Source organism: Coprococcus intestinalis, assembly GCF_023656595.1.
GTDB lineage: Bacteria > Bacillota > Clostridia > Lachnospirales > Lachnospiraceae > Coprococcus_A > Coprococcus_A intestinihominis.
The window spans coordinates 26899-51132 of record NZ_JAMOKJ010000012.1 but is presented as its reverse complement, the minus strand read 5'-3'; the positions used below and the strand labels follow the sequence as shown (position 1 = coordinate 51132).

Genomic DNA, 24234 nt, shown 5'->3' with positions numbered 1-24234 from the left:
CAGCAGATGATTTTCATTCTGTATGCCGTATTTAATTTGTAACTGTTCAGAGCCAAGCAAAATTTCAAAAAACAGGTATAAAATGCTTGCATTTTTAAGACTGTTTTTTGAAATTTTATTTAGCGGATACGCCACACCGATGAAATGCTTAGCATTTTGGAGGTTAGCTCTGAACAGTTAATTTAATTTCTTGAACACTTCTCTGCATCTATCGCCAGAACAAACATCAGCACATATAATGCATCTTCCGGATTCACGATATCCATCACGTAAGTGTCCGTCATATGAAAAAGCTCCTTCGAAATTGCAGCAATCCTCTGTCCGCCCGATCCAACAATCGTATAGTCCCATTCCATATAACCGCCCTCGATATGCCAGCCGTTAAAATCAATATCGTATTTCGGTTTCAAAAATGTCAATTCTTTCTGGATGCAGCCAATATATCTTTCTTTTTCATAGACTTCAAACTTCGGAAGCAATGTCAACACCTTCTCTTTGACTGTCCCGACTTCTTCACCGTAAACACTGAAAATCTTCAGACAATGTCCCCAATCCAACTGCCCTTTAACAACATAAACTGTCTGTTCCGTTTCATCATATATATCATAACTGTCAAACCATGAAAACAAACGCTGCTTAAACAATAACTTCGTTTCGAACACCTCCTTCAAGATCTTTCCAGACAAAATCCGATCCTTCCCAAGTCATATACCCATGATAACTGTTTTCTTTCGGGATGGATACCGAACCCGGATTCATATAAATATAGTTCTCATGCGCCACACACTTCGGAACATGAGTATGACCGTGCAAAAGAATATCACCTTTATGCAGCGGCGGCAAATTTTTCTCATTGAAAACATGCCCATGGGTTGCAAAAATCATCCGCGTACCAGCTGTCAAAATTGCATATTCTGCCATCACCGGAAATTCCAGCACCATCTGATCCACTTCCGCCTCGCAGTTTCCCCGGACACAGAGAATATCGTCTTTCATTCCATTCAAAAGCTCAATAACTCTTTTGGGCTGATATCCCTCCGGCAAATCATTGCGGGGCCCATGATATAAAAGATCACCTAACAACAGCATCCGATCTGCCTTTTCCTGTTTGTAAGCCTCAAGCAACTTTTCCAGATAAGCGGCCGAGCCGTGTATATCTGATGCAATCATCCATTTCATCTCTTCTTCTCCTTCCGACAATTCAACGCTCATTCCTTTATCTATTATTGTCAGAATAGAATGATTCGTCAAGTACTCTCTTACACATTCATGGATAAACGAAACTTTTATGGACGAAAATTCTTCAATGCATCCATCGTCTGCTGAATCAGTTCTTCCAGACTCCATTCAAGCATATCTGCCCCTCGCTGGATAACTTCTTTGGAAAATTCTATTTCTTCCATAATTTATTCTTGTAAACATAAAAAGCACGTGAGATTCTTACCTCACGTGCTTATCTTATATGTGTACAAATGCCATTTTCACAAAAAGCAACTGTATTATACTATCTTTTTAACAAAGGCCTTAGAACTTGCCAGCTCTTGCTGCTTCCTCAACGCTAACTGCAACAGCAACTGTAGCGCCGACCATTGGGTTATTGCCCATACCGATCAGACCCATCATTTCAACATGAGCCGGAACAGATGAAGAACCTGCGAACTGAGCATCAGAATGCATACGTCCCATTGTATCTGTCATACCGTAGGAAGCAGGACCTGCTGCCATGTTGTCCGGATGAAGTGTACGGCCTGTACCACCGCCGGAAGCAACTGAGAAATATTTCTTACCCTGTTCGATACATTCTTTCTTGTATGTACCTGCTACAGGATGCTGGAATCTTGTAGGGTTTGTAGAGTTACCTGTGATGGAAACACCTACGTTCTCGTGATGCATGATTGCAACACCTTCCTGAACATCATCTGCACCGTAACATTTAACAGATGCACGAAGACCTGTTGAATATGGTTTCTCATATACAACGTTCAGCTTGTTGGCTTTGTAATCAAACTGTGTCTCAACAAATGTGAAACCGTTGATACGTGAAATAATCTGAGCAGCATCTTTGCCAAGACCGTTTAAGATAACACGAAGTGGTTTCTGACGAACTTTGTTGGCTTTTTCAGCGATACCGATAGCACCTTCTGCAGCTGCAAAAGATTCATGACCTGCAAGGAAACAGAAGCATTCTGTTTCTTCTTCAAGCAGCATCTTGCCAAGATTACCATGGCCAAGACCAACCTTACGATGGTCTGCAACAGAACCCGGGATACAGAAAGCCTGAAGACCTTCACCGATTGCTGCAGCTGCATCGGAAGCCTTACGGCAACCCTTCTTGATAGCAATTGCAGCACCGACTGTATATGCCCAACATGCATTCTCGAAACAGATTGGCTGAATCTTCTTAACCTGTTCGTATACATCAAGACCTGCGTCCTTTGTGATCTTCTCTGCTTCTTCGATAGAAGCGATACCGTAGCTATTTAAAACAGAATTGATCTGATCAATTCTTCTTTCATATGATTCAAATAAAGCCATTTTAGATTACTCCTTTCTCGGGTCGATAATTTTAACTGCATCTGCTACACGGCCATACTGACCTTTTGCCTTTTCCCATGCAGTATTAGGATCATCGCCATTCTTGATAAAGTCAGTCATCTTTCCAAGGCTTACAAACTGGTAACCGATAACTTCATCATTCTCATCAAGGGCAAGGCCTGTAACATAACCTTCTGCCATCTCAAGATAACGAACACCTTTTGCCTTTGTACCATACATTGTACCAACCTGAGAACGAAGGCCCTTGCCAAGATCCTCAAGACCTGCACCAACTGCAAGACCGTCATCAGAGAACGCACTCTGTGTTCTGCCGTATACAATCTGAAGGAACAGCTCTCTCATTGCTGTGTTAATTGCATCACAAACAAGGTCTGTATTCAGAGCTTCCAGAATGGTTTTGCCCTGTAAAATTTCAGCTGCCATAGCGGCTGAATGTGTCATACCTGAACATCCGATTGTCTCGATTAAAGCTTCCTCTATAATACCTTCCTTAACATTCAGTGTCAGCTTGCAGGCACCCTGCTGTGGTGCGCACCAGCCAATACCATGTGTAAAGCCGGAAATATCTTTAATTTCTTTGGAATGAACCCATTTGCCTTCTTCAGGGATTGGAGCAGGCTCATGTTTTGCGCCTTTTGCAACAGGGCACATTAATTCTACTTCATGTGAATAAATCATTTTGTGACTCCTTTCAAATATGTATCATGCAAAATTTACATCATATCTGTTTACTATTTTCCCATCAATTCTCAATGAAGTCCAGTGTTTTTTGCTCATTTTTTTATTTTTGGCATCTTTGATAATTTTATGACAAAAACAGGATTGTTCTTGCATCAATACATCTAATATTTGTTTTCGGAATAGCAATATGTAGAAAAATCATAGAAAATCTGTATTCATATACGTTAAAATCACAGTGATTATCACAAAAATGACAATCCACCCATCGATCACTCGTCCTTTTTCACCGTCATTTTGCAGACTTCGACCATTCATCCGAAAGGTACTGTAGATCAAAATGCCATTTAAAAAGATGAAAATGGCCAGCACAACAGCCATTGTCACCAATTGCTGAATAGGCACATCGGATAATGTCTGTGATACAGATTCCGTCACTTGCTGCTGATTCACCGCCGCATCCGCTATTAGTCTCTGATTGGCCATGAAGTTCATTGTCACATTGAAACCATTCAACAGGAAATGCATCAGCATGGATGTATAAATTGAACCGGTTGCCTCAACCATCAGTGCCAAAACTATCCCCAGATAAACCGCATACAGCATTTGATTGAAATTCAGATGAAACAGCCCGAAAGCCAATGCACTAAGCCATATTCCCGTCGTCTTAGCCCGCTGTCGGTATGCGCCGTACAAGATTCCTCTGCATAAAAATTCCTCATTAAACGCTGGCATCACTGCCATTACAAACAGCATTGGAAAATACCCCATTCTCATCATATAAGGCATGACTTCCATCACCTGGTTTTTCACAAAAAACATAGAAAAACGATTCAAAATCACCACAACCGGGTACGCAGAAATAATCACGGCCACCGCCATCTTGATGTTGGCATTGGATATCGGTGTAAAAAGCATTCTTTCTGACAATTGCGGTCTGTTCTTCCGATATCGTATCAGCATCCACAATGCTCCTGGGAAAATCAGCATCACCTGTCCCATGATGACATGAAACATAACATCATGGAGAGGTATCCACTGCATCAGCCACTGATAGCCCATATACATGGCAAAAGTTATAATCAACAGCAAATGGGCCTCTGTGATCTTTCTGCGCATACTATGCCTCTTTCTTTACAATCTGATCCTGCGTTTTAAAAATATGGGCTGCTGGTACATAACCGCGAACAGAGGATGTCGGATAAACATTCACATTCGGTCCAAGCACTGTACCCGGATTCAGAACACTGTTGCATCCTACCTCTACACAGTCTCCCAGCATTGCACCGAATTTCTTGAGACCAGTCTCAATATTGCCTTCACCGGTATGAACAACCACCAGCTTCTTATCTGACTTAACATTGGAAGTAATAGAACCGGCTCCCATATGTGCCTTAAATCCAAGAATGGAATCTCCCACATAATTATAATGCGGTACCTGAACTTTGTTGAAAAGTATGACATTTTTAAGCTCAGTTGAATTACCGACAACTGCACCTTCACCCACAATCGCATTACCACGGATAAATGCACAGTGTCTGACTTCTGCACCCTTGCCGATGATCGCTGGTCCATGAATATACGCAGATGGGAATACAGTCGCATCCTTTGCAACCCACACATCTTCACCTCTGTATTCATAGTCTTCTTCAGGCAATGTTGGTCCAAGTTTCTTGATAAAATCACCAATCTTCGGAAGTGCTTCCCATGGGTAGGTGACGGATGACAATAACTCTGCTGCAATTGTTTCCGACAATGTGTACATGTTTGCAATTTTTAATCCTTCATACATTTTGAATACCTCCATTTATTCTATATAAAAGTTACTCTGTTGAAACCTTACCTGTCTGCTTCTTCGCATTGGATGAAACTTTTTTGATCGTCTTTCCTTTTGCTGACGGGCGCTGTTCTTTCTTGTAAAAAGCTGCACACCGGTCATAGTTGCCCCGCAACTGATACTGGTTATGTAAAACCATAACCCTGCCTGTACGATCAGATATAAATCGTTCCAGTTTCTCCATATAAACATCCGATGTAATACTGCCTTCTGCCACATACGTTAGTCCTTTTTCCCAACTGGCTGTTAATTCTGGATTCAGCAGTGATCGAATGGAGTTATCTACAACTTCATAGACCATCTCTCCCAGCTGTGTCGGTGTCACAATCTGTGTCTTTTTATTCAGCGCCAGATAACGGATTGTAACAAGCTTTTTGAGAATCTCTGCCCTTGTCGCACTTGTTCCGATTCCGGAACCTTTGATCTGAGCTCGCAGTTCCTCATCTTCGATCAGCTGTCCTGCATTTTCCATTGCCAGAATCAGTGAACCGGAATTGTAACGCTTCGGAGGCGACGTCTCGCCTTCTTTGATCATCAACCGTTTCACCGGCAGATGGGAACCCTTTTTCAAATCCTTCAGCATATCCAGAAAGGCTGTATCACACCCTACATCTTCTGTTTCATCGTCCTTTTGTCCCTGTGTATTCTGAGCTTTCTTCGGAATACCGGCAACTTTCAGATAACCTTCATCCGTCAAAACCTTGAAACTGGCATAAAAACTCTCTGTCCGCACCTTCAATGTCATGGATAACTTTCTGTACTGTGCCGGCGGATAAAAAATACTCAGGAAACGTCTGCAGATAGCTTCATAAACGCTTTCTGATTGTGGATGAAGACTTCTCAGAGCCCCCAGCCCCTGACCGGTTGGAATAATTGCATAATGATCTGTAATCTGTTTGTCATTGGTATATCGCGTAGATGCAATTTTCTTATAGCTCCCCATAGCCAGTACTTTATCTGCAAAAGCAGCAAAAGCCGGTACCTGTTTCAAGCCGCTGATATTTCTGTCGATTTCCTTCGCTACAGCCGTCGAAAGGACTCTGGCATCGGTTCTCGGATAAGTCACCAGTTTCTTCTCATATAACTCCTGGACTATTTTCAGTGTTTCATCCGGACTGATTTTAAACATACGCGAGCAATCATTCTGAAGTTCCGCCAAATTATATAAAAGCGGCGGATTCTTCTTCTCTGTTTTTCTCTCAATGGCTGTGACTTCCGCTTCCATCGGCTGCACACGCCCAATATATGTTATCAGCTTCTGTGCATCCTCTTTCGTCTTAAATCCATTCTCTTTATATAAAACCGGTTTCTGCCATGCCACCGATTCTTCTGTCACACGCCATTCAGCCTCCACTTCCCGTCCCAGGATATCCGCAGCAGCAAGTACCCGATAAAACGGTGTCTTGACAAAATACCGAATTTCACGTTCTCGCCGCACCACCATGCCAAGCACACATGTCATTACGCGCCCCACAGAAATAACGGTATACTTCGTACCAAGATAATTAGACATCGACTGCCCGTATTTCAGGGTCAGCAGTCGTGAAAAATTAATTCCCATCAGATAATCTTCTTTGGCTCTCAAATAAGCCGCATCTGCCAGATGATCATATTCAGACAACGGCTTAGCTTCCCGGATGCCTCTTAAGATTTCTTCTTCTGTCTGAGAATCAATCCACACCCTCCGTTTATCTTTGTCCCCAACATGTGCCATCTGATCCACCAGGCGATAAATATATTCTCCTTCTCTTCCTGAGTCGGTGCAGACATAGATGCAAGTGACATCCTCTCGATTCAGCAAACGCTCCACAATACGAAACTGCTTTTTCACATCATCAATTAATTCATATTTAAATTCTTCAGGCAGAAACGGCAATGTATCCAAAGACCATTTCTTCAACTTCGGATCATAAACTTCCGGATAACTCATCGTCACCAGATGTCCGACACACCATGTCACAACTGCATCTGCTGACTCAAGATAGCCATCCGATGCACGTCCGCCGACATTCAATACTTTGGCAAATTCTTTGGCCACACTGGGCTTTTCTGCTATATATAACGATTTACTCTGCACTCTCTATTCTCCGTAAATTTTATATTATTATCTGTCATTTTTGTTTATCACATATTTTATCACACTTGTCAAGTCATGAAAAATTTTTCCGAATCCTTTTTATTCGTGTTATAATACACTTATCTGCATTTTGGTGCAGACAAATAAAATCATATTAAATCATTTATCGTAAGGAGGTTTATAATGACACCAAAACAACAGTATTATAAAAATATTGCAGATACAATGATCTCAAATCTTAAAAAACGCGGTTTTGAAGCTGATTATGTTCCTGACAGACAGGCCGCACTCAGGGCTATCGCACCTTATCTGACCAAAGGAAACACTGTATCCTGCGGCGGTTCTATAACCCTTACCGAAATTGGCTTCAATACAGCCGTCAAAGAAGCTGACTGCATCTTTCTTGACCGTACAATCGCCAAGACCCAGGAAGAAAAAGATGCTGTCTATTCCAAAGTTGCAGTCTGCGATTATTACTTCATGAGTACCAATGCCATCACAACAGATGGCCTTCTGGTCAATATTGACGGCACGGGCAATCGTGTTGCTTCTCTTATTCATGGCCCTAAAAATGTCATCATTATCGCAGGCATGAACAAAGTCTGTCCTGATCTTGATTCCGCCTACAAACGTGTCAAACTGTCAGCAGCACCTCCGAATACTGTCCGCCTGAACCGCAAGACGCCTTGCGCTGTCACCGGTCAATGTGCAGACTGTCTGAGTCCGGACTGCATATGTACCCACACAGTGATCACCCGCCGTTCCAATATTCCGGGCAGAATCAAAATTCTCCTTGTAGGTGAAGAGCTTGGCTACTAAGATGCAGCATCAGTTATTATTCTTCGATATTGATGGGACATTATTATCCAATGCCACCCATCAGATTCCGGAAAGTGCTCTTTCAGCCATCGCTGCTGCTCAGAAAAATGGGCATCTGGTTTTCATCAATACCGGACGAACCATCCGTACCATGCCGTCTTTTCTCAAAACCCTTGGGTTTGATGGCTATCTCTGCGGATGCGGAACACGCATTGTCTATCATGATGAAATTCTGCTGGCTCATTCTTTTACCGAAGAAGAAGGGCAGCTTCTTATTGATCTGATGGACAAATGGCACATTGAAGCCTTTCTTGAAGGCTCCGAAGATGTCTACTGCAAACGCGGCACTTATCGCCAGAGAATTATGAATCAGGTACGAAAATCCTTCAATGATGAAGGGCTTGGGCTCTCCTGCTTTATCGAAGACCGTAATTTCATCTATGACAAATTCGTCCTTGTCTCTGATAATCAAGCCGATTCTGATGCTTTCATTCATGAAATCGAATCGTTCATTGATGTCATCGACCGTGGAAAGGGCATGTATGAATGCGTTCCCAAGGGATTCTCCAAAGCTTCTGCTATGCATCTACTGGCCGAACATCTGGATATCTCCATGGACAACACATGGGCCTTCGGTGACAGCAGCAACGATCTGCCGATGTTCGAAGCTGCAGCACACGGTATCGCTATGGGTGAACATTCACCGGTTCTTGAACCATTCTCTGAGATGATCACAGATACCGTTGACAATCATGGCATCGCCAAGGCACTTTTACATTTTGGACTCATCTAAAATCCGTGGTTTTCCCGCGCATAAAGGGCTGACGCAGATATATCTATCCGCATCAGCCCCTTTTTGACAATTTCAACATCAAATATTATTCATAAAGCGGATGTTTATCTGTCAGTGATTTTACAATAGCTGTTGCTTTCTCTTTATTTCCTTCGAAGTCTTTCAATGTCAATGTAATGGCTTCTGCAATCTGATCCATATCGTCTGCATCAAAACCTCTTGTTGTTGCAGCCGGTGTACCAAGTCTTAAGCCACTTGTAACAAATGGAGACTGTGGGTCATTCGGAATTGTATTCTTATTGCATGTGATATGCACCTCATCAAGCATCTTCTCAGCCTGCTTGCCTGTCAGCCCAAGATTCTGAAGATCTACCAGCATCAAATGATTGTCTGTACCACCGGATACAATCGTAATACCTCTCTTCATAAGGCCTGCAGCAAGTGCCTGAGCATTCACAAGAATCTGTTTCTGATAATCCTTGAAGTCATCACTGAGTGCTTCCTTCAATGCAACAGCCTTTGCTGCGATCACATGCATCAGAGGGCCGCCTTGAGTACCCGGGAAAATAGCCGAATTCAGTTTCTTTGCATATTCTTCTGTACCGCAGAGAATCATACCGCCTCTTGGTCCGCGAAGTGTCTTATGGGTTGTTGTTGTAACAACATGTGCATAAGGGATCGGGCTTGGATGCAGACCTGTTGCCACAAGACCGGCAATATGGGCAATATCAACCATCAGAATAGCATTAACCTTGTCTGCGATTTCTCTAAATCTCTTGAAATCAATTGTTCTGCAGTATGCGCTGGCACCAGCAACAATCAACTTCGGCTGACATTCAAGAGCAATTCTTTCTACTTCATCATAGTCAATAAAACCTTGTTCATTAACACCATAAGGTACACAATGGAAATACTTGCCTGAGAAATTGGCTGAGCTTCCGTGTGACAGATGTCCGCCCTGATCCAGAGCCATACCCATAAAAGTATCACCCGGTTTCAGGAATGCCTGAAATACTGCCATATTAGCCTGAGCACCTGAATGTGGCTGAACATTGACATAAGCAGCGCCAAACAGCTTCTTGGCACGCTCAATAGCAAGATTTTCAACAATATCTACATACTGGCATCCGCCATAATATCTCTTGCCCGGATAACCTTCTGCATACTTGTTCGTCAATGGACTGCCCATTGCAGCCATAACAGCTTTACTTACAAAGTTCTCTGATGCGATCAACTCAATATTCTGGTTCTGTCTTCCTTTTTCTAACTGGATAGCTTCTGCAATTTCACTGTCTACAGCCTGAATTTCATCAAATGTGTACATTTATGCACGACCTCCTTTGTTGTCTACAGAGCACCTTTGGGAACTCTGCTTTTCATGTATAACATTTCAATTGAACTTGAATACCAATTATTCTTCTGTCTGTTCAGCTTCATTCACACGGATACCAAGTTCTTCAAGCTGCTTCTCATCAACTGTATCCGGTGCATTGGTCAAAAGACAGGATGCATCTTTTACCTTAGGGAATGCAATAACATCTCTGATACTGTCTACTTTGGCCATCAGCATAATCAGACGGTCAAGACCATAGGCCAGTCCTGCGTGAGGCGGAACACCGTACTTGAAAGCATCCAAGAGGAAACCAAACTGTTCGTGTGCTCTTTCCTTGGTAAAACCAAGTGCTTCAAACATCTTCTCCTGAATATCATCCTGGTGAATACGGACACTGCCGCCGCCAATTTCTGTACCGTTAAGGACAATATCATATGCCTTTGCACGTACACGGCCTGGATCTGTATCAATATACTGAAGATCTTCTTCCATAGGCATTGTAAATGGATGATGCATTGCCTGGAATCTGTTCTCTTCATCAGACCACTCTAATAATGGGAATTCTGTTACCCAGAGGAAGTTATACTGGTTCTTATCGAGCAGTCCCATCTTGTCTGCCAGTTCAAGTCTCAGTGCACCTAAAGACGCATATACAATCTTGTTCTTATCTGCCGCAAACAGGAGAAGGTCTCCAGGCTCACCCTGCATAGCTGCAATTAATGCCTGCATTTCTTCATCCTTCATGAATTTGGCGAATGAAGACTTGATCGAACCATCCGGCTGGATGGCAATATAAGCCAGACCCTTTGCGCCGTAATCCTTCACAAAAGCAACCAGTGCATCAATCTTCTTACGAGGCATTGTGCCCTGTCCCTTTGCATTGATACCTCTTACAGAGCCACCATCTGCGATTGCATTCTTAAATACTGCGAACTCGCAGTCTCTGACAACATCTGTGACATCATTCAGTTCCATACCGAAACGTGTATCAGGCTTATCTGAGCCAAAACGATCCATTGCTTCCTGCCATGTCATTCTCTGAATTGGCAGCGGTACATCCACACCAATGATCTCCTTGAAAAGACGTGCCAGAAGACGTTCATTTACATCAATAACATCATCAACATCTACAAATGAAAGTTCCATATCCACCTGTGTGAATTCAGGCTGTCTGTCAGCACGAAGGTCCTCATCGCGGAAACATCTTGCCAGCTGGAAATAGCGATCATAGCCTGATACCATCAGAAGCTGCTTGAACAGCTGCGGTGACTGAGGCAGTGCATAGAAAGATCCCGGATGGACACGGCTTGGAACAAGATAATCTCTTGCACCTTCCGGTGTACTCTTTGTCAGCATCGGTGTCTCAATCTCAAGAAAGCCCTCTTCTGTCAGAAAATTCCTGATAACAGCACAAGCTCTGCTTCTCATCATAATATTCTTCTGGATATCCGGTCTTCTCAGATCAAGATAGCGATATTTCAAACGAAGTTCTTCCTTTGTCTTACTGTTCTCTTCAATATGAAATGGCGGTGTCTCGGATTCAGATAAAATTCTCAGCTGCTCTGCAATAACCTCGATCTCGCCTGTTGCAAGATTCTTATTCACAGCACCGGCACGTTCACATACCTGACCTGTAACAGCGATAACGAACTCACTTCTGAGCTTGCCTGCCTTTTCAAAGATCTCAGTACCACACTTATTCTCTTCAAAAATAATCTGCAAAATACCTGATCTGTCTCTTAAATCGACAAATACAACGCCGCCTTTATTTCTGCTCTTTTGTACCCAGCCCATCACTGTGACAGTCTGTCCAACCTGAGCTTTACTTAATTCTGCACAACGATGGGTACGTTTCATACCACTCATTGATTCAGCCATATTAAGACTCCTCTCTCTGCTCTTTTGTATAAATATTAATCATTATAAACTTTTTCAAATTCTTTGAAGCCTTCTGCTTCGAGCTTCTCAATCTGCTGCTTCATATTCTTGCGCATCGGCTGAATCGTAACAGTTGTTCCTTCTGCACGAAGTGCCTTTGCACGCTTAAAGATCTCGAGCTTTCTGTCAAGGGGCACATTCTTGCCGATAAGAATTGCCAGATTCTTCTCCGAAACAGGTGTCACTGTCTCCAACTTGTCTTTCAGGATCGTGATAATACGCTCAAAACCGATGGAAAAGCCGCATGCACTGACATCCTGCCCGCAGAACTTGCCGATCATCTTGTCATAACGACCGCCGCCTGCAATGGAGAAATTATATCCGTCAATGCTGATCTCAAAAATTGTGCCTGTATAATAACCCATACCACGCACAAGTGTCGGATCAAATGTAATCTTCACATGCTCATTGATCATAGCCTTTGCACAGGAAATAATATCATCTACGCCCTCAACAACCTTTCTGTCAAGGTAGTTCTCTGCAATATCACTGCAGAAATCACCGCATGTCACATCACCCTGAAGGGATTCGTAAATTGCAAGATAACGTGTTACAACATCTTCTGCATAACCATTCTCAATCAGTTCCCTGCGAATGCCCTCAAGGCCAATCTTGTCGTACTTATCCAGTGAAATAAGCACAGAACCAATAGCCTCTTCTTCAAAACCTGCCTGCAATGCAGCCGCACGGAGAATCTGTCTGTCGTTGATATGGATCGTAAAATCTGTAATGCCCACTTCACTGAAAATCTGTGACAGCATATCAGATGTTGCAGCTATAAGCTCAATCTCTGCCAGATTCGTATCATCACCGAGAATATCTATATCACACTGTGTAAACTGACGAAAACGTCCCTTCTGAGGATTATCTGCACGCCATACATTACCAATCTGAAGGGCCTTAAACGGTGTCGGCAGCTTCTCTTTGTTATTCGCATAATATCTCGCCAGCGGAACTGTCAGATCATATCGGAGACCATTGTCTGCAAACTCCTGCTTACCTGCCTCGATTGCTCTTGTCAGATCAGCACCTCTCTTCATCACCTTGAAGATCAATTTCTCATTGTCACCGCCCTGCTTGGATGTCAGGTTCTCTATATGTTCCATAACTGGAGTTTCAATCTGCATAAAACCATAGGATGCATAGCTGGTCTTGATCATCTGCAGAATATGTTCTCTGAGACGCATATCTGCAGGAAGCATATCGCACATGCCCTTTACAGGTGTTTTAATGAACTTCATTCTATCGTATACACTCCTTTTAATTATTCGATCCTAACGTTTCTCACGATTTTTGAAAAAACGCCTGTATACATTCTAGCCTATATTGTCCCGAACCGCAAGGTCTGATTTTAGAAAGTTACAATAATAAATTCTATAAAAAGCCTTATGCGGCAATAATCAGCTTATTGCACTTATGTAAATATCGATAAACATGGTCTGACAGCACTTCTTCATCCGATACCACCTGATGATTCATCGTCCCCACGATCTGTCTCAGATCCCAGGCACTCATCTCGTCCATAACCGGCAGTAAAAGAACTTCATGAATACTGCTGGGCAGCACAAAGAAATCCCTCCCAATGTCGGACGCAAAGCGCTTCAGACAATCTGTATAAAACAAAACCGAAGCTCCGTTCAGCCGGATCTCATTCGTCAATACATAAAGTGGCATCGTTCCTGTCTCCGACCTCTCCTCAAGAAATGCATCATAAGCTTCAGCCATCGGCCCCTCTGCCATCTCATGAACCATATCCTGTATCGGCTCCAATACATCCTTCCACAGTCTCTGCATATTCGCTGCCGCTGTCTTGTAAAGATCCGTCTCTGACACATGCCACCACTTCATCATCTCATTGCTGACCAAAACTGTGCCGATTCGACTCTGCTCTTCTTCAACTAATACCCGAAATGTCACTGCAAGATCTAACGCCTTGATAAAAGGACAGTCTGTGAGCTGACGACTGTTTCTCTCATAATTCACTGCCTTCAGGATAATATGCTCCCTGACATTCTCAAAATGCTCAAACCAAGCGCCATTCACCGACAAACTGTCTGCCTCCTGCTGCCGACAGATGCTGACCATCTGCTCTGCCAGGTCATCCGGTGAAATTCCTCGAAGATACTGCTCATAAATATCTCTCATGTAAAAAACCGGTGCAAAGTTCTCTCTCTCCTGCCGGATCGTCATAATCTCCGACATCACGCCATTATTCTTCTCAACCTCCGTTAAAACAACCTCCGCTTCTCTGTCCTCGTTCAAAACGGCCTCTACATTCTCCCGAATATATGTCACAAACTCCCCGTATGTTAAAATTGACTGATGCATGATCTTCCTCCCCATATCATTAACTTTGTTCCGGCCGTGAACTTTTGTTTGTATTTATATTATAGCGGCGACATTTCCCTTCATCAATGATGATTCATCGACAACGCCATAAGTCATCCGACATCAGTCAAAACCATTCGTCAACACTCTCCTGCCATGCACCCCTTCTAATGATAAAAAAACCGGCACAGTTTCCTGCACCGGCCCACATATTATGCTCTTACAGCCTTCTTTAATAAATGCTTCAGATCATCCACACTAAATTCGTAGTGTCTGCCGCAAAAATGACAATTCACTTCAATCGGTTTCTGATCATCGATCATATCCTGGATTTCCTTCTTACCGATACTGATAATGGCTCTCTCAACACGTTCCTTGGAACAGTCACAAACATAACCCGTTGGTGTCTCCTCGTAAAATTCCACATCAAAGCCATCCAGAACACGGCGGATCATGCCCTCCGGTGTCTCGCCTTCCTCGAGCATCGTTGTTACAGAAGGGAGCTTCTTCACGTTCTCTTCCAGTTTATCAATCACTGCGTCTTCTGTAAACGGCATCAGCTGAAGAATAAAACCGCCTGCCTGTTTCACTGTATTATTCTTCTCCATCAAAACACCCAGAGCCACACTTGAATTGATCTGTTCGCTGGTCGCATAATAATAGGTGAGATCTTCCGCGATCTCTCCGGATACAAGCTGCGTCTGCCCAACATATGGCTCTTTCATACCCATATCCTTGATTACACTCAAAACACCGAGATCCAGGGCCCCGCCTACATCCAGCTTGCCTTTGCTGTTCGGAGGCAACATAACATCCGGGTTATTCACATATCCCTTGACAGTGCCATCGGACTTTGCAGTCACCGTCAGACCTCCGATTGGCCCGCTGCACTGAATCTGCAGTGTCAGAAGATCCTTCTCTCCCTTCATCATGCTGCCCATCATGGCACCTGCAGTCAGAAGACGTCCCAGAGCAGCTGTCGCCACCGGGCTCGTGTTATGTATCTCTCTGGCCTTCTCTACTAAATCTCTTGTGGATGCCGCAAAAATTCTGACCTGGTTGCCGGCTCCCGAAGCATGTACAATATAATCTGACATTTTCTATTCCTCCATCCGTTTTAAACGGTCTTTTTCCCGTGCTCTCTTGCTACAAAATAAACCCTTTCACTATCAGGCTTCGGTTTATTATACGTAAAAGCATCATAAATTGCAAGTACCTCCATACCTGCTTTTTCAATCAATGCTCTGACTGTCTCCAGTGAATAAGCTCTCTGATAATGGGTTTCGCAGTAACGTCTGAACAAATCGCCCTCTTCCTGAACAAAAACTGTCAGGTCATATTCATTGATCATTTCTTCTTCATCATAAAAATTATCCCATATAAAGCTGCATTCCTCGCGGTCTTCCGCAATGGTCTGCTCTCCAAGGATTTCCTGGTACTTGTAAACAGTATTCAGGTCAAATATAAAAATACCGCCCGGATCCAGATAATTATTCACCAGGGAAAAAACCCGTAAAAGGTCATCCTCCTCAAGAATATAATTCATACTGTCACAAATACTGACGGCTGCCCGCATCGTACCATAAAGTTCGAATTCCCGCATATCCTGCAGAAGATACAAAATATCCGGTGATGATTTTTCCTTTGCAATGGTCAGCATCTCCTCCGAAACATCAATGCCTGTCATATCATAGCCATGGGCATCAAGATAACGGGTCATGGCTCCGGTTCCGCATCCCATATCCAGAACCAGGCCGTCCTCCACACCATATTTTTTCAGCAGGGAAACAAGATATTCTCCCCATTCATCATATGGTACATTATCCATGAATGTATCATATACCTGCGCAAATCCTGTATAAGCTTCCATACTTCATTCCTTTTTCTTATTTTGTGTATTTCTTTTTCTGATCATGCCTCCGATCCTTCCTGATTCACTGGCAGTCAATGCTCCCCAGCCGCTTTTCTCAATTTTTTCAAAAAGTCCAAGTTCATCGGCAATCTCGTATTTTAATTGTTCCTGCAGTTTAAGTGTCCGAATTGGCACCTTTTCACCATTTTTCTTTGTTATCTTTCTATTCAGAATATCTCTTTCCACGATTCGGTTCATCTCCTGTTCAACAAAGAGTCTCCCCGCTTTCGCAGATATTATTCCCGATTCATTTTATCTCATAGACCGCAATATATCCGGCAATCGGCTGTTTATGGCTGATTCTCTAAATTTCAATCCAACACTTTAATGCAAATGAGTAAATCAATTTCTGACGGACTTTTTTCTGAAGCATCTGCTCCAGTGCCTGCTGATAATCATCCAGCTGCCGCTTGTAACGTTTTTTCAAAATATCTGCACCGTCTTGTTTTGAGACATGGTCGGTCTTGTAATCCAACAGAATCAGTTCCCCATTTTCTTCAAAATAAGCATCTATGATTCCCTGTATCAAAACATTTTCTTCACTGTCCACTTCCGGATACAGTGCGGATACCGGCACACCCATAACAAACTGCGCTTCACGATATAATTCATGACGTCTGTCCGCCTCTGCCATTCGAAGCCCCAGATTTGAAAACACCATATCAGCGATATCCCGAATCCTGATACTTTGCCTCTGCTCTTCGGATAAACGCCCTGCGGATGTCATCGCATTTAGCTGACTGCGCAGCCATGCTTCATCTCTTTCATCGGGACGCCCCGCAAAATCGATTAGTTCCAGTGCCCTGTGATAAGCTGTACCACGAAAAGCCCCGACATTCGAAACTTCGTGTGTTTCATCCACTTCCTTATCCTTCATAAAATCAGGCAACGCCTCTTCTGTTTCTGATTGCTTTTCAGCCAGGGCCATCCCCGGTGCCGGTGCCGCTTCCATGATTGCTTCCATGGCATATTTTTTTAATTCTGAAACAGAATATTTGCCTTTGACTGATAATAATGCTTTCTGAGGATACTGCCATCCTTCTTCCCCGAAAAGTCGTTTAGAAACGTCCGTCTCCGACACATCGGACAAAGTATGCTTTCGCTGAAGCAGTTCTTCTTTCTGCCATTTTTTATCTATAACGCGCCCCACTTCACGGCCGACAAGGGCACAGATATCCACCATTCTGAGCGTCACAACGTTCTCGGCTTCTCCGTTCATTACAGCCGGCATGATCCAGTCCAGATAAGACCTGGCGGATGTCAGCATCCAGTCAGGAAAAACTTCACCCAAAATTCCACTGTTTCTCTGCCAGATTTCAAGCTTTTTGTCGGTATTTTTCAGGCTCTCCATGCCGGTCATAATCAATTTTTCCTTGGCTCTGGTCATAGCCACATATAAAATCCTCTGCTCCTCTGCCAGCGTTTCCAGATTCAGTCGGGCTGCAATAAATTTCTTATAGGCAGATGTCATCTTTTTGCGGGTCTGAAGATTGACCGCATCCAGCCCGATGCCGCTCTTTGCATGCATAACCAACTTGCTGATGCTGTCCTGAAAATTAAATTTTTTGCCCAGTCCGGCCAGAATAACAATGGGATATTCCAGCCCTTTACTCTTATGGATACTCATGATCCGTACACGGCCTTTGTCATTTTCAGGCATCACCGCCTCACCGAAATCAATCTGGTTCTTTTTGAGCTGTTCAATATATCGCATAAAGTCAAACAAACTGCTGTAACTGCCGGCCGCATAAGCCACTGCCCGCTCACGCAGCAGATCAAGATTGGCCTTTCGCCTTTCGCCCCCCGGCAAAGCCTGAACATAATCATAATAGCCTGTCCGATCATAGATATAGCGGATCAGCTCATGCAGTTCCAGGTAAACAGAAGCTCGCCGGATATCATGAAACATCGCAAGAAACTTTTTAAGCTTTGCTGCTCCCGGTGTCTCTTCACTGCATGCCATACATGCGCCAAACAGACTGCCTTCTGAATGTTTGGAACGGATCAGAGCCATCTCTTCCGAAGAAATACCGGCGATCGGCGAACACAAAACCGCTGCCAGCGGGATGTCCTGCCCCGGATTATCGACAATTGCCAGGAACTGAAGCATTGTCCGTATCTCCAGCGTGTCAAAAAATCCGGCGGACATTTCAGCCGTGGAAGGAATATTCTCTGAAGCCAGCACATCCACAAACTTCTCAGCCCATCCTGTCACCGTCCGAAGAAGTATGACAATATCTTTGTACCCAGCTTTCCTGTAATCTCCAAGCGCACCGTCATAAATATCCATTCCATGCTCCGGATCTGTCAATTCCCGGATCCTGACTGCCGCCAGCTTCGCCTCAAGCTCCACAGAATCCAGGCTCTCATCATCTGGATCCGTCGTCTCACCGTCTCCCTTCAGAAACAGAAGTTCCGTATTGTCCGCAATATTTTTGCCTTTTGCCTCCGGAAATGCCATTCCCGGATAAAGAGCTGCCTGATCATCATAGTCAATCCCACCGAGACTCTTCTTCATGATCTTACGGAAAATATAATTCACGCCAGAAAGTACACTTTCCCTGCTTCGGAAATTCTGTGAAAGATCAATACGCTGCCTTGTTTTCTGACTTTCTCCAAGAGCATAATGGTGATATTTTTCCATAAAAATAGCTGCATCTGCCAGTCTAAAACGATAAATGCTCTGTTTCACATCTCCCACCATAAAACGATTATACTGATCTTTGCGTTCTCTGGACAAAAGGCTGAGGATCAATTCCTGTACCTGATTGCTGTCCTGATATTCATCGCAGACAACCTCTTCATAAAATTCACTGAGTTCATCTGCAGCAGATGTCGGTTTCACCTGCATCTGCCCCTGTTCATCTTCTGAAAAATCAGCCAGAAGCTGCAGCATATAATGTTCCAGGTCTGAAAAATCCAACATATTCCGGTCATTCTTTACCGCCATAAACTGCTGTCCGAAAACTTCTGTCAATTCGATCAGCATCCTGACCGACGGGCGGATATAAGTCAGCTCCGCCTTCAGTTCTTCAAATGTGTGTACAAAATAGCCATCCCTAAGCCCTTCTATCTCTGATTTGAAATCCGCATGAATCTCCTTCACTTTCTCTTTAATCTTCGGGTCAACGGACGCCGCCGTTCTCGGCAGACGTTTCCAGACGATCTTGTGCAAAATTTCTCTGCTGCCGTCATAATCTTCCGACTCACCAAGCATCTGAAACCACTTTTTATCATCCTCGATCACCGGAAGATAAGCTTCCACACCATTGGGCTCAAGACAGAATGCCCGGGCTTCCTCAAAAAGCGGCAGATATTTGGTCAGAACATTATTCAGCTGCATCATGGCAAATTCTTTCACCTGATCGGCTCCATTATGCTCTTCATCTGTCGAATAAGCTGCCAGACAATGCTTCAGCCAATATTCCGGCCACGGAAATCCTCTTGAATAATCATACAGCGCAATGATCATTTCTGCAATTCCCTGGTCGGTCTTGCCGTTGGCATAGCGATCCACAAAAGCTCTGAAGGCCCTGTCTTCTGATGCATAATAAGTCTCCATCACATCCTCTGCCACATCGGATTTCAAAAGCTTCAGTTCAGCTTCATCTCCCAGTCTGAAGGACGGATCCAGATCCAGTACTTCAAAATGTTCACGGATTGTCTTCAGGCAGAGACTGTGAATGGTTGAGATCTGGGCACAGGGCAATAAAAGCTTCTGCCGGATCCATGCTGTGTGATCCGGTTCTTCAAGCAATTTCTGATCCAACCCTCTGCCAATACGTTCACGCATTTCCGCTGCAGCCGCATTGGTAAATGTCACCACAAGCAAGCGCTCAATATCCACCGGATGCTTTTCATCCGTCAGTAATCGGATCAATCTTTCCACAAGGACTGCGGTTTTGCCTGAACCGGCTGCCGCTGATACAAGCACAGAACAGCCCCTTGCATCAATGACCGCCTGCTGTTTTTCACTCCACTGAATACTCATTCTCCCGCCTCCTTTCTGATTGCTTCCCAGATCTCGTCTTTATTCATTTTTTTCAGGCGCTTCCAGTCAAATCCATCAAAGGCCGGATCAAAACCGCATACCGACTTAAAGCTGCAGTAATCACAGGCCTTTTGTGTTCCGTACCGATAAGGATGTACGGAAATATCACCTGAAAAAATCTTTTCCCCTAATCGCTTTGTTGTCCGCTTCACATGCCATGAAAGCACTTCAAAATTCTCCGGTGCTGCTGCACTGGATAATGCAGACAATGTCCCGTCTTTTTTTATCTTGACCGGAAGAACTTTCGGTGGTTCCTCCGGGTGATGATCCATATGTCGAACAGCATCGTCATCATCCAGCACAAGACCATCCACCGCCAGCTGTTCAAGAATTGAAAGCACATCCTCTGCAGCACCGGACGAATCCGAATAATCTTCATTCTGCTCATCTGAACCGACAGGCTGGTTGCCCGCAAAATCCCGAAAATTGTCTGATGTCACAAAAGGATCATCAATGTGATAATACAGAATTCCAGCCGGAATAACGATGCATTGCTTCTTTTTCTGCTGCTGTTCCTCACGTGCCGCATTCATATAGACCATCAGCTGCAGCTGCAGACCATGAAAGACAGATGCCAGATCGAACTTTGTACGTCCGGACTTGTAATCTATAATCTTCAGATAAACTTTGTCATCTTCCTCACACAGGTCCATTCGGTCAATCTTACCATTTAAAGACATGACGCCCCGATCCCCGTAAGACAAATGCATCTGCTGATTCTCTAGTTCCGTCGTAAAACGGACTTCATATCCGACCGGCTCAAAATCCCCCTTCTTCAATTGCTGCTGCAGTGCCCAGATGGTTCGTTTGGTCATGCGCATGATTTTCTCAGTCAGATAATTGGCGCGCATACTGTCCTGCATCACAGAATGATTATATTCCAGTACAACGCTGCTGACACATTCTTCCACCAGATGATCCCTGATCTCATCCGGAATTGTCCGCCACTGATAGCCGCTCCGTCCGATTCTCAGTGAAAAACGTTCGATTGCCTGATGAAAGATCATGCCAATATCCGGCGCCTGTACCTGATAAATTTTTCTTTCTTTTAAATGGAGTCCATAAGAAAGAAAATGGGCATAGGCACAGGCTGCATATTTCTCCAGCATCGTCACACCGCCCGTCAGCTGCCCGCCGTAAACGGCCCTGACAGCCGCCTGAGACAACTGCTCATCCCAATGCCTGTAAAATGCTGCTTCCACCAGCTGTCTGGTCTTCTCTGCATACTCCGGCCTTGACATAAACCAGTCATAGACATCCAGCCAGTCTTCGGGAATCTGTCCATTCTCACTGATCTCACGAAGCCCTCTGATCATATACTGATAACTGTGGATCAAATCTCCTTTTTCCGTATCCGTCTGGTGTACCCGTTCCAGTACCAGCTTCGGAAAAACCGCTTTGATCCTGTCAAAAATAGAGGACGGCCGCTTCTCTTTCCCTGCTGCATCCTGCTCAGAACAGGTCAGTATCAGCTTTTCAGAAGGTTTTGTCATATTCATATAAAGATAATACTGCTCTGTACATGTATTTTCCTTTGCCGTTGGTGCCAAATGAATGTGATGCAATGCCAGACGGTCTCTCTCAATTTCTGTCAGCAGACCGCCGCCGTTTTCCATAAGCGGTACCAATCCATCATTCATGCCGACAAAAAACAGGACTTTAATGTTCTCCAGCCTTGTTCGGCGTATATCACCAAAAGTTACCTGATCCACTCCCGGCGGAATAATGCCAATCCGCACATCATTGACGCCGGCATCCAGCACATCGGAAAAGACCTGAATAGAAAGTAGCTCCTGACCGAGAATCAAGTACATTCTCTCCAGCAATTCGATCATCACATCGTAAATCTGCTCATATTCCTTGGCTCTTGAAAGATCCCCGTTTTTCTCAAAGAACGCAGTCCATGCCTCCAGCTGTCCTCGAATGCCCAGCTGCTGCATATACAAATAAAGTCTCCGCATAAAATCGACGGTCCGGCTTTCCTTATTCCGGCTTACTTCATAAAGTGCTTCCAAGGGCAGGATCAGCCGTTCCCGGATGCCATTGATCCTGTCCAGCTCTTCATCGGTCATTCCCTGCATTTTGGCCGTCCACACCTTTGTCCACTTACTATGGCCGCGGATGCCCAGCGCCAGCACATAATCCTCCAGACAGTCCGTCTCCTCCTCTGAAATACCCGTAAGGCCGCTTCTGAGATACCGCAGCATAGACGCATAACTGTATTTTTGAAGGAAAACACTGCAGAGTGACCGCAGCCATTCAACCAGCATATTTCCCGAAATGTTGCGTCTGCCGTCAAAGAAACAAGGAATCTGATACTTATCAAACCAATAATCAGCACTGCTGCGGTACAGATTCATGTCACTGGCTACAACAGCCATATCCCTGTATCTGTAATGCTTCCTAGCTGCATATTCATGAATCTTCATCGCCACAAAACCCATCTCATCATTCGGTGATGTCAGACTGAAAGCCATCAGATCCTCCGGCTTTTCTGCCCGGGCCGCAGCCCTTTTTCTGAATAGATTCTTCTCCATGGCAGCCAGTTCCGGATGTTCGGCAAACCGCCCATTTTCATTGCCTTCAAGATGTATGTCCGCTTCTCTGGACACCTGATGCTCACGGCAGATCCGCTCCAGCTGAAAAATCGTATCCTTCGGCAGGTAAAAAAGGTGCTCCATGGAAACGGTCTGATACGGATTCTCCGAAACATCCACATTCAGCGTCATCACTACCCTCGGTGCCAACTGCAGAATGCGGGTCATCAGACGGTACTGAATGGGTGTAAAACCGGTAAAATCATCCAGAAATACGTGCACACGGCGAATCATATCGGATTGTTCGATCACATCGCATAACCGATCCGGCACTTCCTCCGTTGTCATATATTTTTCATGGATTCTGTCAAGAAAAGCCTCATAAATCACTGTTATATCCTGCAATTTGGCATATAAAACAGACTCAGTCCCCATTTCCATGCTTCGCTTTCTGAGAATATCCGGCGTCACGCCGTACTGTAAAAGCTCCGACAGCATAGACTTCACTTCGTCCACAAAACCCTTTTTGCGTATATTGCCTCTGAAGGCAGAAAGTTCTTCTTCATGCTCCGTCAAAATTCTTCGGATAATCATACTCTTGCCGGTATCTTCGAGAATTTCCTTCTGATTCAGCCCCAGCTCCTCAAAGATTCTATAGGCCAGACGTTCAAAACTCAGTACATCTACATTCATCACACCATGCCGCGGATGATGCATAACAATATTCTTCTGTGCCTGCATGGTCTTCTGTTCCGGCACGATCAACAGCGTCTTTTCATCAGAAAACTGTACCGATCTTTCGACAATCATCTGATACAGTCTGGTGGATTTGCCCGTTCCGCTGCCTCCCAGGATCAATTGTAGTGACATTCTGTTCTCCTCTCATATTTAACATCAGTTTTTCATATACATATATTAACATTTTTACGGAGGGATTTCCATGCAAAGTGATACCCGCATTTTTGTTTTCAGGCTCCGACAGCTTTTAACATTTCTTCTCGTCCTCATTATTCTTATTGCAGCCGCTGTTTTTATTCTTTTCGTCATCGGCTCAAGCAAAAAAGATGTGCAAACATCCCCGGCTTCTGCTTATACCGCAGGTGTTTACACATCTTCAATTACACTGAACAATCAATCGGTTGATATCCAGGTTATCGTTGACAAAGATCACATCAAATCCGCTTCCATTGTCAATCTGGATGAATCTGTTGCGGCCATGTATCCGCTGCTGACAACCAGTATGGATGCCATCTCCGCGCAGCTGGCCGCCGGCGTCTCCATCGATGATATCCGTTACGAATCGTCCAGCCGCTATACTTCACAGGTACTTCTCAGTGCCATCGCCCAGGCGATCGACAAGGCTCGCTGACCGTTT

At 44.3% G+C, this 24234-nt stretch carries 19 protein-coding genes; 3 read left to right on the top strand and 16 right to left on the bottom strand.

All coding sequences use genetic code 11. The features are described 5' to 3' along the window. Positions 1–182: 182 nt before the first annotated feature. From NBH03_RS09945 to NBH03_RS09915, 7 genes are all read right to left on the bottom strand, one after another. Positions 183–686: an LURP-one-related/scramblase family protein gene (locus NBH03_RS09945; protein ID WP_250799487.1), complete on the bottom strand. Its 504-nt coding sequence runs from the start codon at positions 684–686 to the stop codon at positions 183–185. Next, the gene (gene yfcE / locus NBH03_RS09940) at positions 637–1179 is read right to left on the bottom strand and encodes a phosphodiesterase (RefSeq protein ID WP_117527570.1); all 543 of its coding nucleotides are present in this window, start codon (positions 1177–1179) and stop codon (positions 637–639) included. Before yfcE ends, NBH03_RS09945 begins: the two co-directional genes overlap by 50 nt. Before the next feature lie 345 nt (positions 1180–1524). After that, positions 1525–2535: a GGGtGRT protein gene (locus NBH03_RS09935; RefSeq protein ID WP_117527522.1), complete on the bottom strand. Its 1011-nt coding sequence runs from the start codon at positions 2533–2535 to the stop codon at positions 1525–1527. A gap of 6 nt (positions 2536–2541) precedes the next feature. Further along, positions 2542–3234: an iron-sulfur cluster assembly scaffold protein gene (locus NBH03_RS09930; RefSeq protein ID WP_015515437.1), complete on the bottom strand. Its 693-nt coding sequence runs from the start codon at positions 3232–3234 to the stop codon at positions 2542–2544. Positions 3235–3435: 201 nt separating this feature from the next. Then, entirely contained in the window at positions 3436–4353 is a 918-nt protein-coding gene (locus tag NBH03_RS09925) for a CPBP family intramembrane glutamic endopeptidase (protein ID WP_250799486.1), read from the bottom strand. Position 4354: 1 nt separating this feature from the next. Then, the gene (locus NBH03_RS09920) at positions 4355–5026 is read right to left on the bottom strand and encodes an acyltransferase (protein ID WP_015515435.1); all 672 of its coding nucleotides are present in this window, start codon (positions 5024–5026) and stop codon (positions 4355–4357) included. 31 nt (positions 5027–5057) lie between these two features. Continuing rightward, complete coding sequence (locus NBH03_RS09915) at positions 5058–7148, bottom strand: DNA topoisomerase (protein WP_250799485.1); 2091 nt, start codon at positions 7146–7148, stop codon at positions 5058–5060. Positions 7149–7331: 183 nt separating this feature from the next. Here NBH03_RS09915 and NBH03_RS09910 point away from each other — a divergent pair, with 183 nt between their 5' ends. After that, on the top strand, positions 7332–7967 hold the full coding sequence (locus NBH03_RS09910) for a lactate utilization protein (RefSeq protein WP_117538572.1): 636 nt from the start codon (positions 7332–7334) through the stop codon (positions 7965–7967). Beyond that, positions 7957–8760, top strand: a complete 804-nt coding sequence (locus NBH03_RS09905; RefSeq protein ID WP_147322531.1) for an HAD family hydrolase — start codon at positions 7957–7959, stop codon at positions 8758–8760. Before NBH03_RS09910 ends, NBH03_RS09905 begins: the two co-directional genes overlap by 11 nt. Before the next feature lie 85 nt (positions 8761–8845). Here the strand turns inward: NBH03_RS09905 and glyA are convergent, their stop codons facing one another. The 9 genes from glyA to addB all read right to left on the bottom strand — a co-directional run bounded on the left by glyA (position 8846) and on the right by addB (position 23729). Then, complete coding sequence (glyA, locus tag NBH03_RS09900) at positions 8846–10084, bottom strand: serine hydroxymethyltransferase (protein WP_015515432.1); 1239 nt, start codon at positions 10082–10084, stop codon at positions 8846–8848. An 87-nt stretch (positions 10085–10171) separates the two neighbouring features. Then, positions 10172–11971, bottom strand: coding sequence for an aspartate--tRNA ligase (aspS, locus tag NBH03_RS09895; protein WP_015515431.1), 1800 nt, complete (start codon positions 11969–11971; stop codon positions 10172–10174). A gap of 35 nt (positions 11972–12006) precedes the next feature. Then, positions 12007–13272, bottom strand: coding sequence for a histidine--tRNA ligase (gene hisS / locus NBH03_RS09890; protein WP_015515430.1), 1266 nt, complete (start codon positions 13270–13272; stop codon positions 12007–12009). 145 nt (positions 13273–13417) lie between these two features. Next, complete coding sequence (locus NBH03_RS09885) at positions 13418–14359, bottom strand: DUF5688 family protein (RefSeq protein WP_250799484.1); 942 nt, start codon at positions 14357–14359, stop codon at positions 13418–13420. 212 nt (positions 14360–14571) lie between these two features. After that, positions 14572–15456 carry an Hsp33 family molecular chaperone HslO gene (hslO, locus tag NBH03_RS09880; RefSeq protein WP_117527536.1) on the bottom strand — a complete coding sequence of 295 codons (885 nt, stop codon included), beginning with the start codon at positions 15454–15456 and terminating at the stop codon, positions 14572–14574. Between the two features lie 20 nt (positions 15457–15476). After that, a complete protein-coding gene (locus NBH03_RS09875) occupies positions 15477–16229 on the bottom strand; it encodes a class I SAM-dependent DNA methyltransferase (RefSeq protein WP_250799483.1) in 753 nt (250 codons plus the stop codon). A 3-nt stretch (positions 16230–16232) separates the two neighbouring features. Beyond that, on the bottom strand, positions 16233–16457 hold the full coding sequence (locus NBH03_RS09870) for an alpha/beta-type small acid-soluble spore protein (protein WP_242993792.1): 225 nt from the start codon (positions 16455–16457) through the stop codon (positions 16233–16235). A 118-nt stretch (positions 16458–16575) separates the two neighbouring features. After that, a complete protein-coding gene (gene addA / locus NBH03_RS09865; RefSeq protein WP_250799482.1) occupies positions 16576–20262 on the bottom strand; it encodes a helicase-exonuclease AddAB subunit AddA in 3687 nt (1228 codons plus the stop codon). Continuing rightward, positions 20259–23729, bottom strand: coding sequence for a helicase-exonuclease AddAB subunit AddB (gene addB / locus NBH03_RS09860; protein ID WP_250799481.1), 3471 nt, complete (start codon positions 23727–23729; stop codon positions 20259–20261). Before addB ends, addA begins: the two co-directional genes overlap by 4 nt. A 70-nt stretch (positions 23730–23799) precedes the next feature. Here addB and NBH03_RS09855 point away from each other — a divergent pair, with 70 nt between their 5' ends. Beyond that, positions 23800–24228, top strand: a complete 429-nt coding sequence (locus NBH03_RS09855) for a hypothetical protein (RefSeq protein ID WP_250799480.1) — start codon at positions 23800–23802, stop codon at positions 24226–24228. Positions 24229–24234 lie beyond the last annotated feature (6 nt).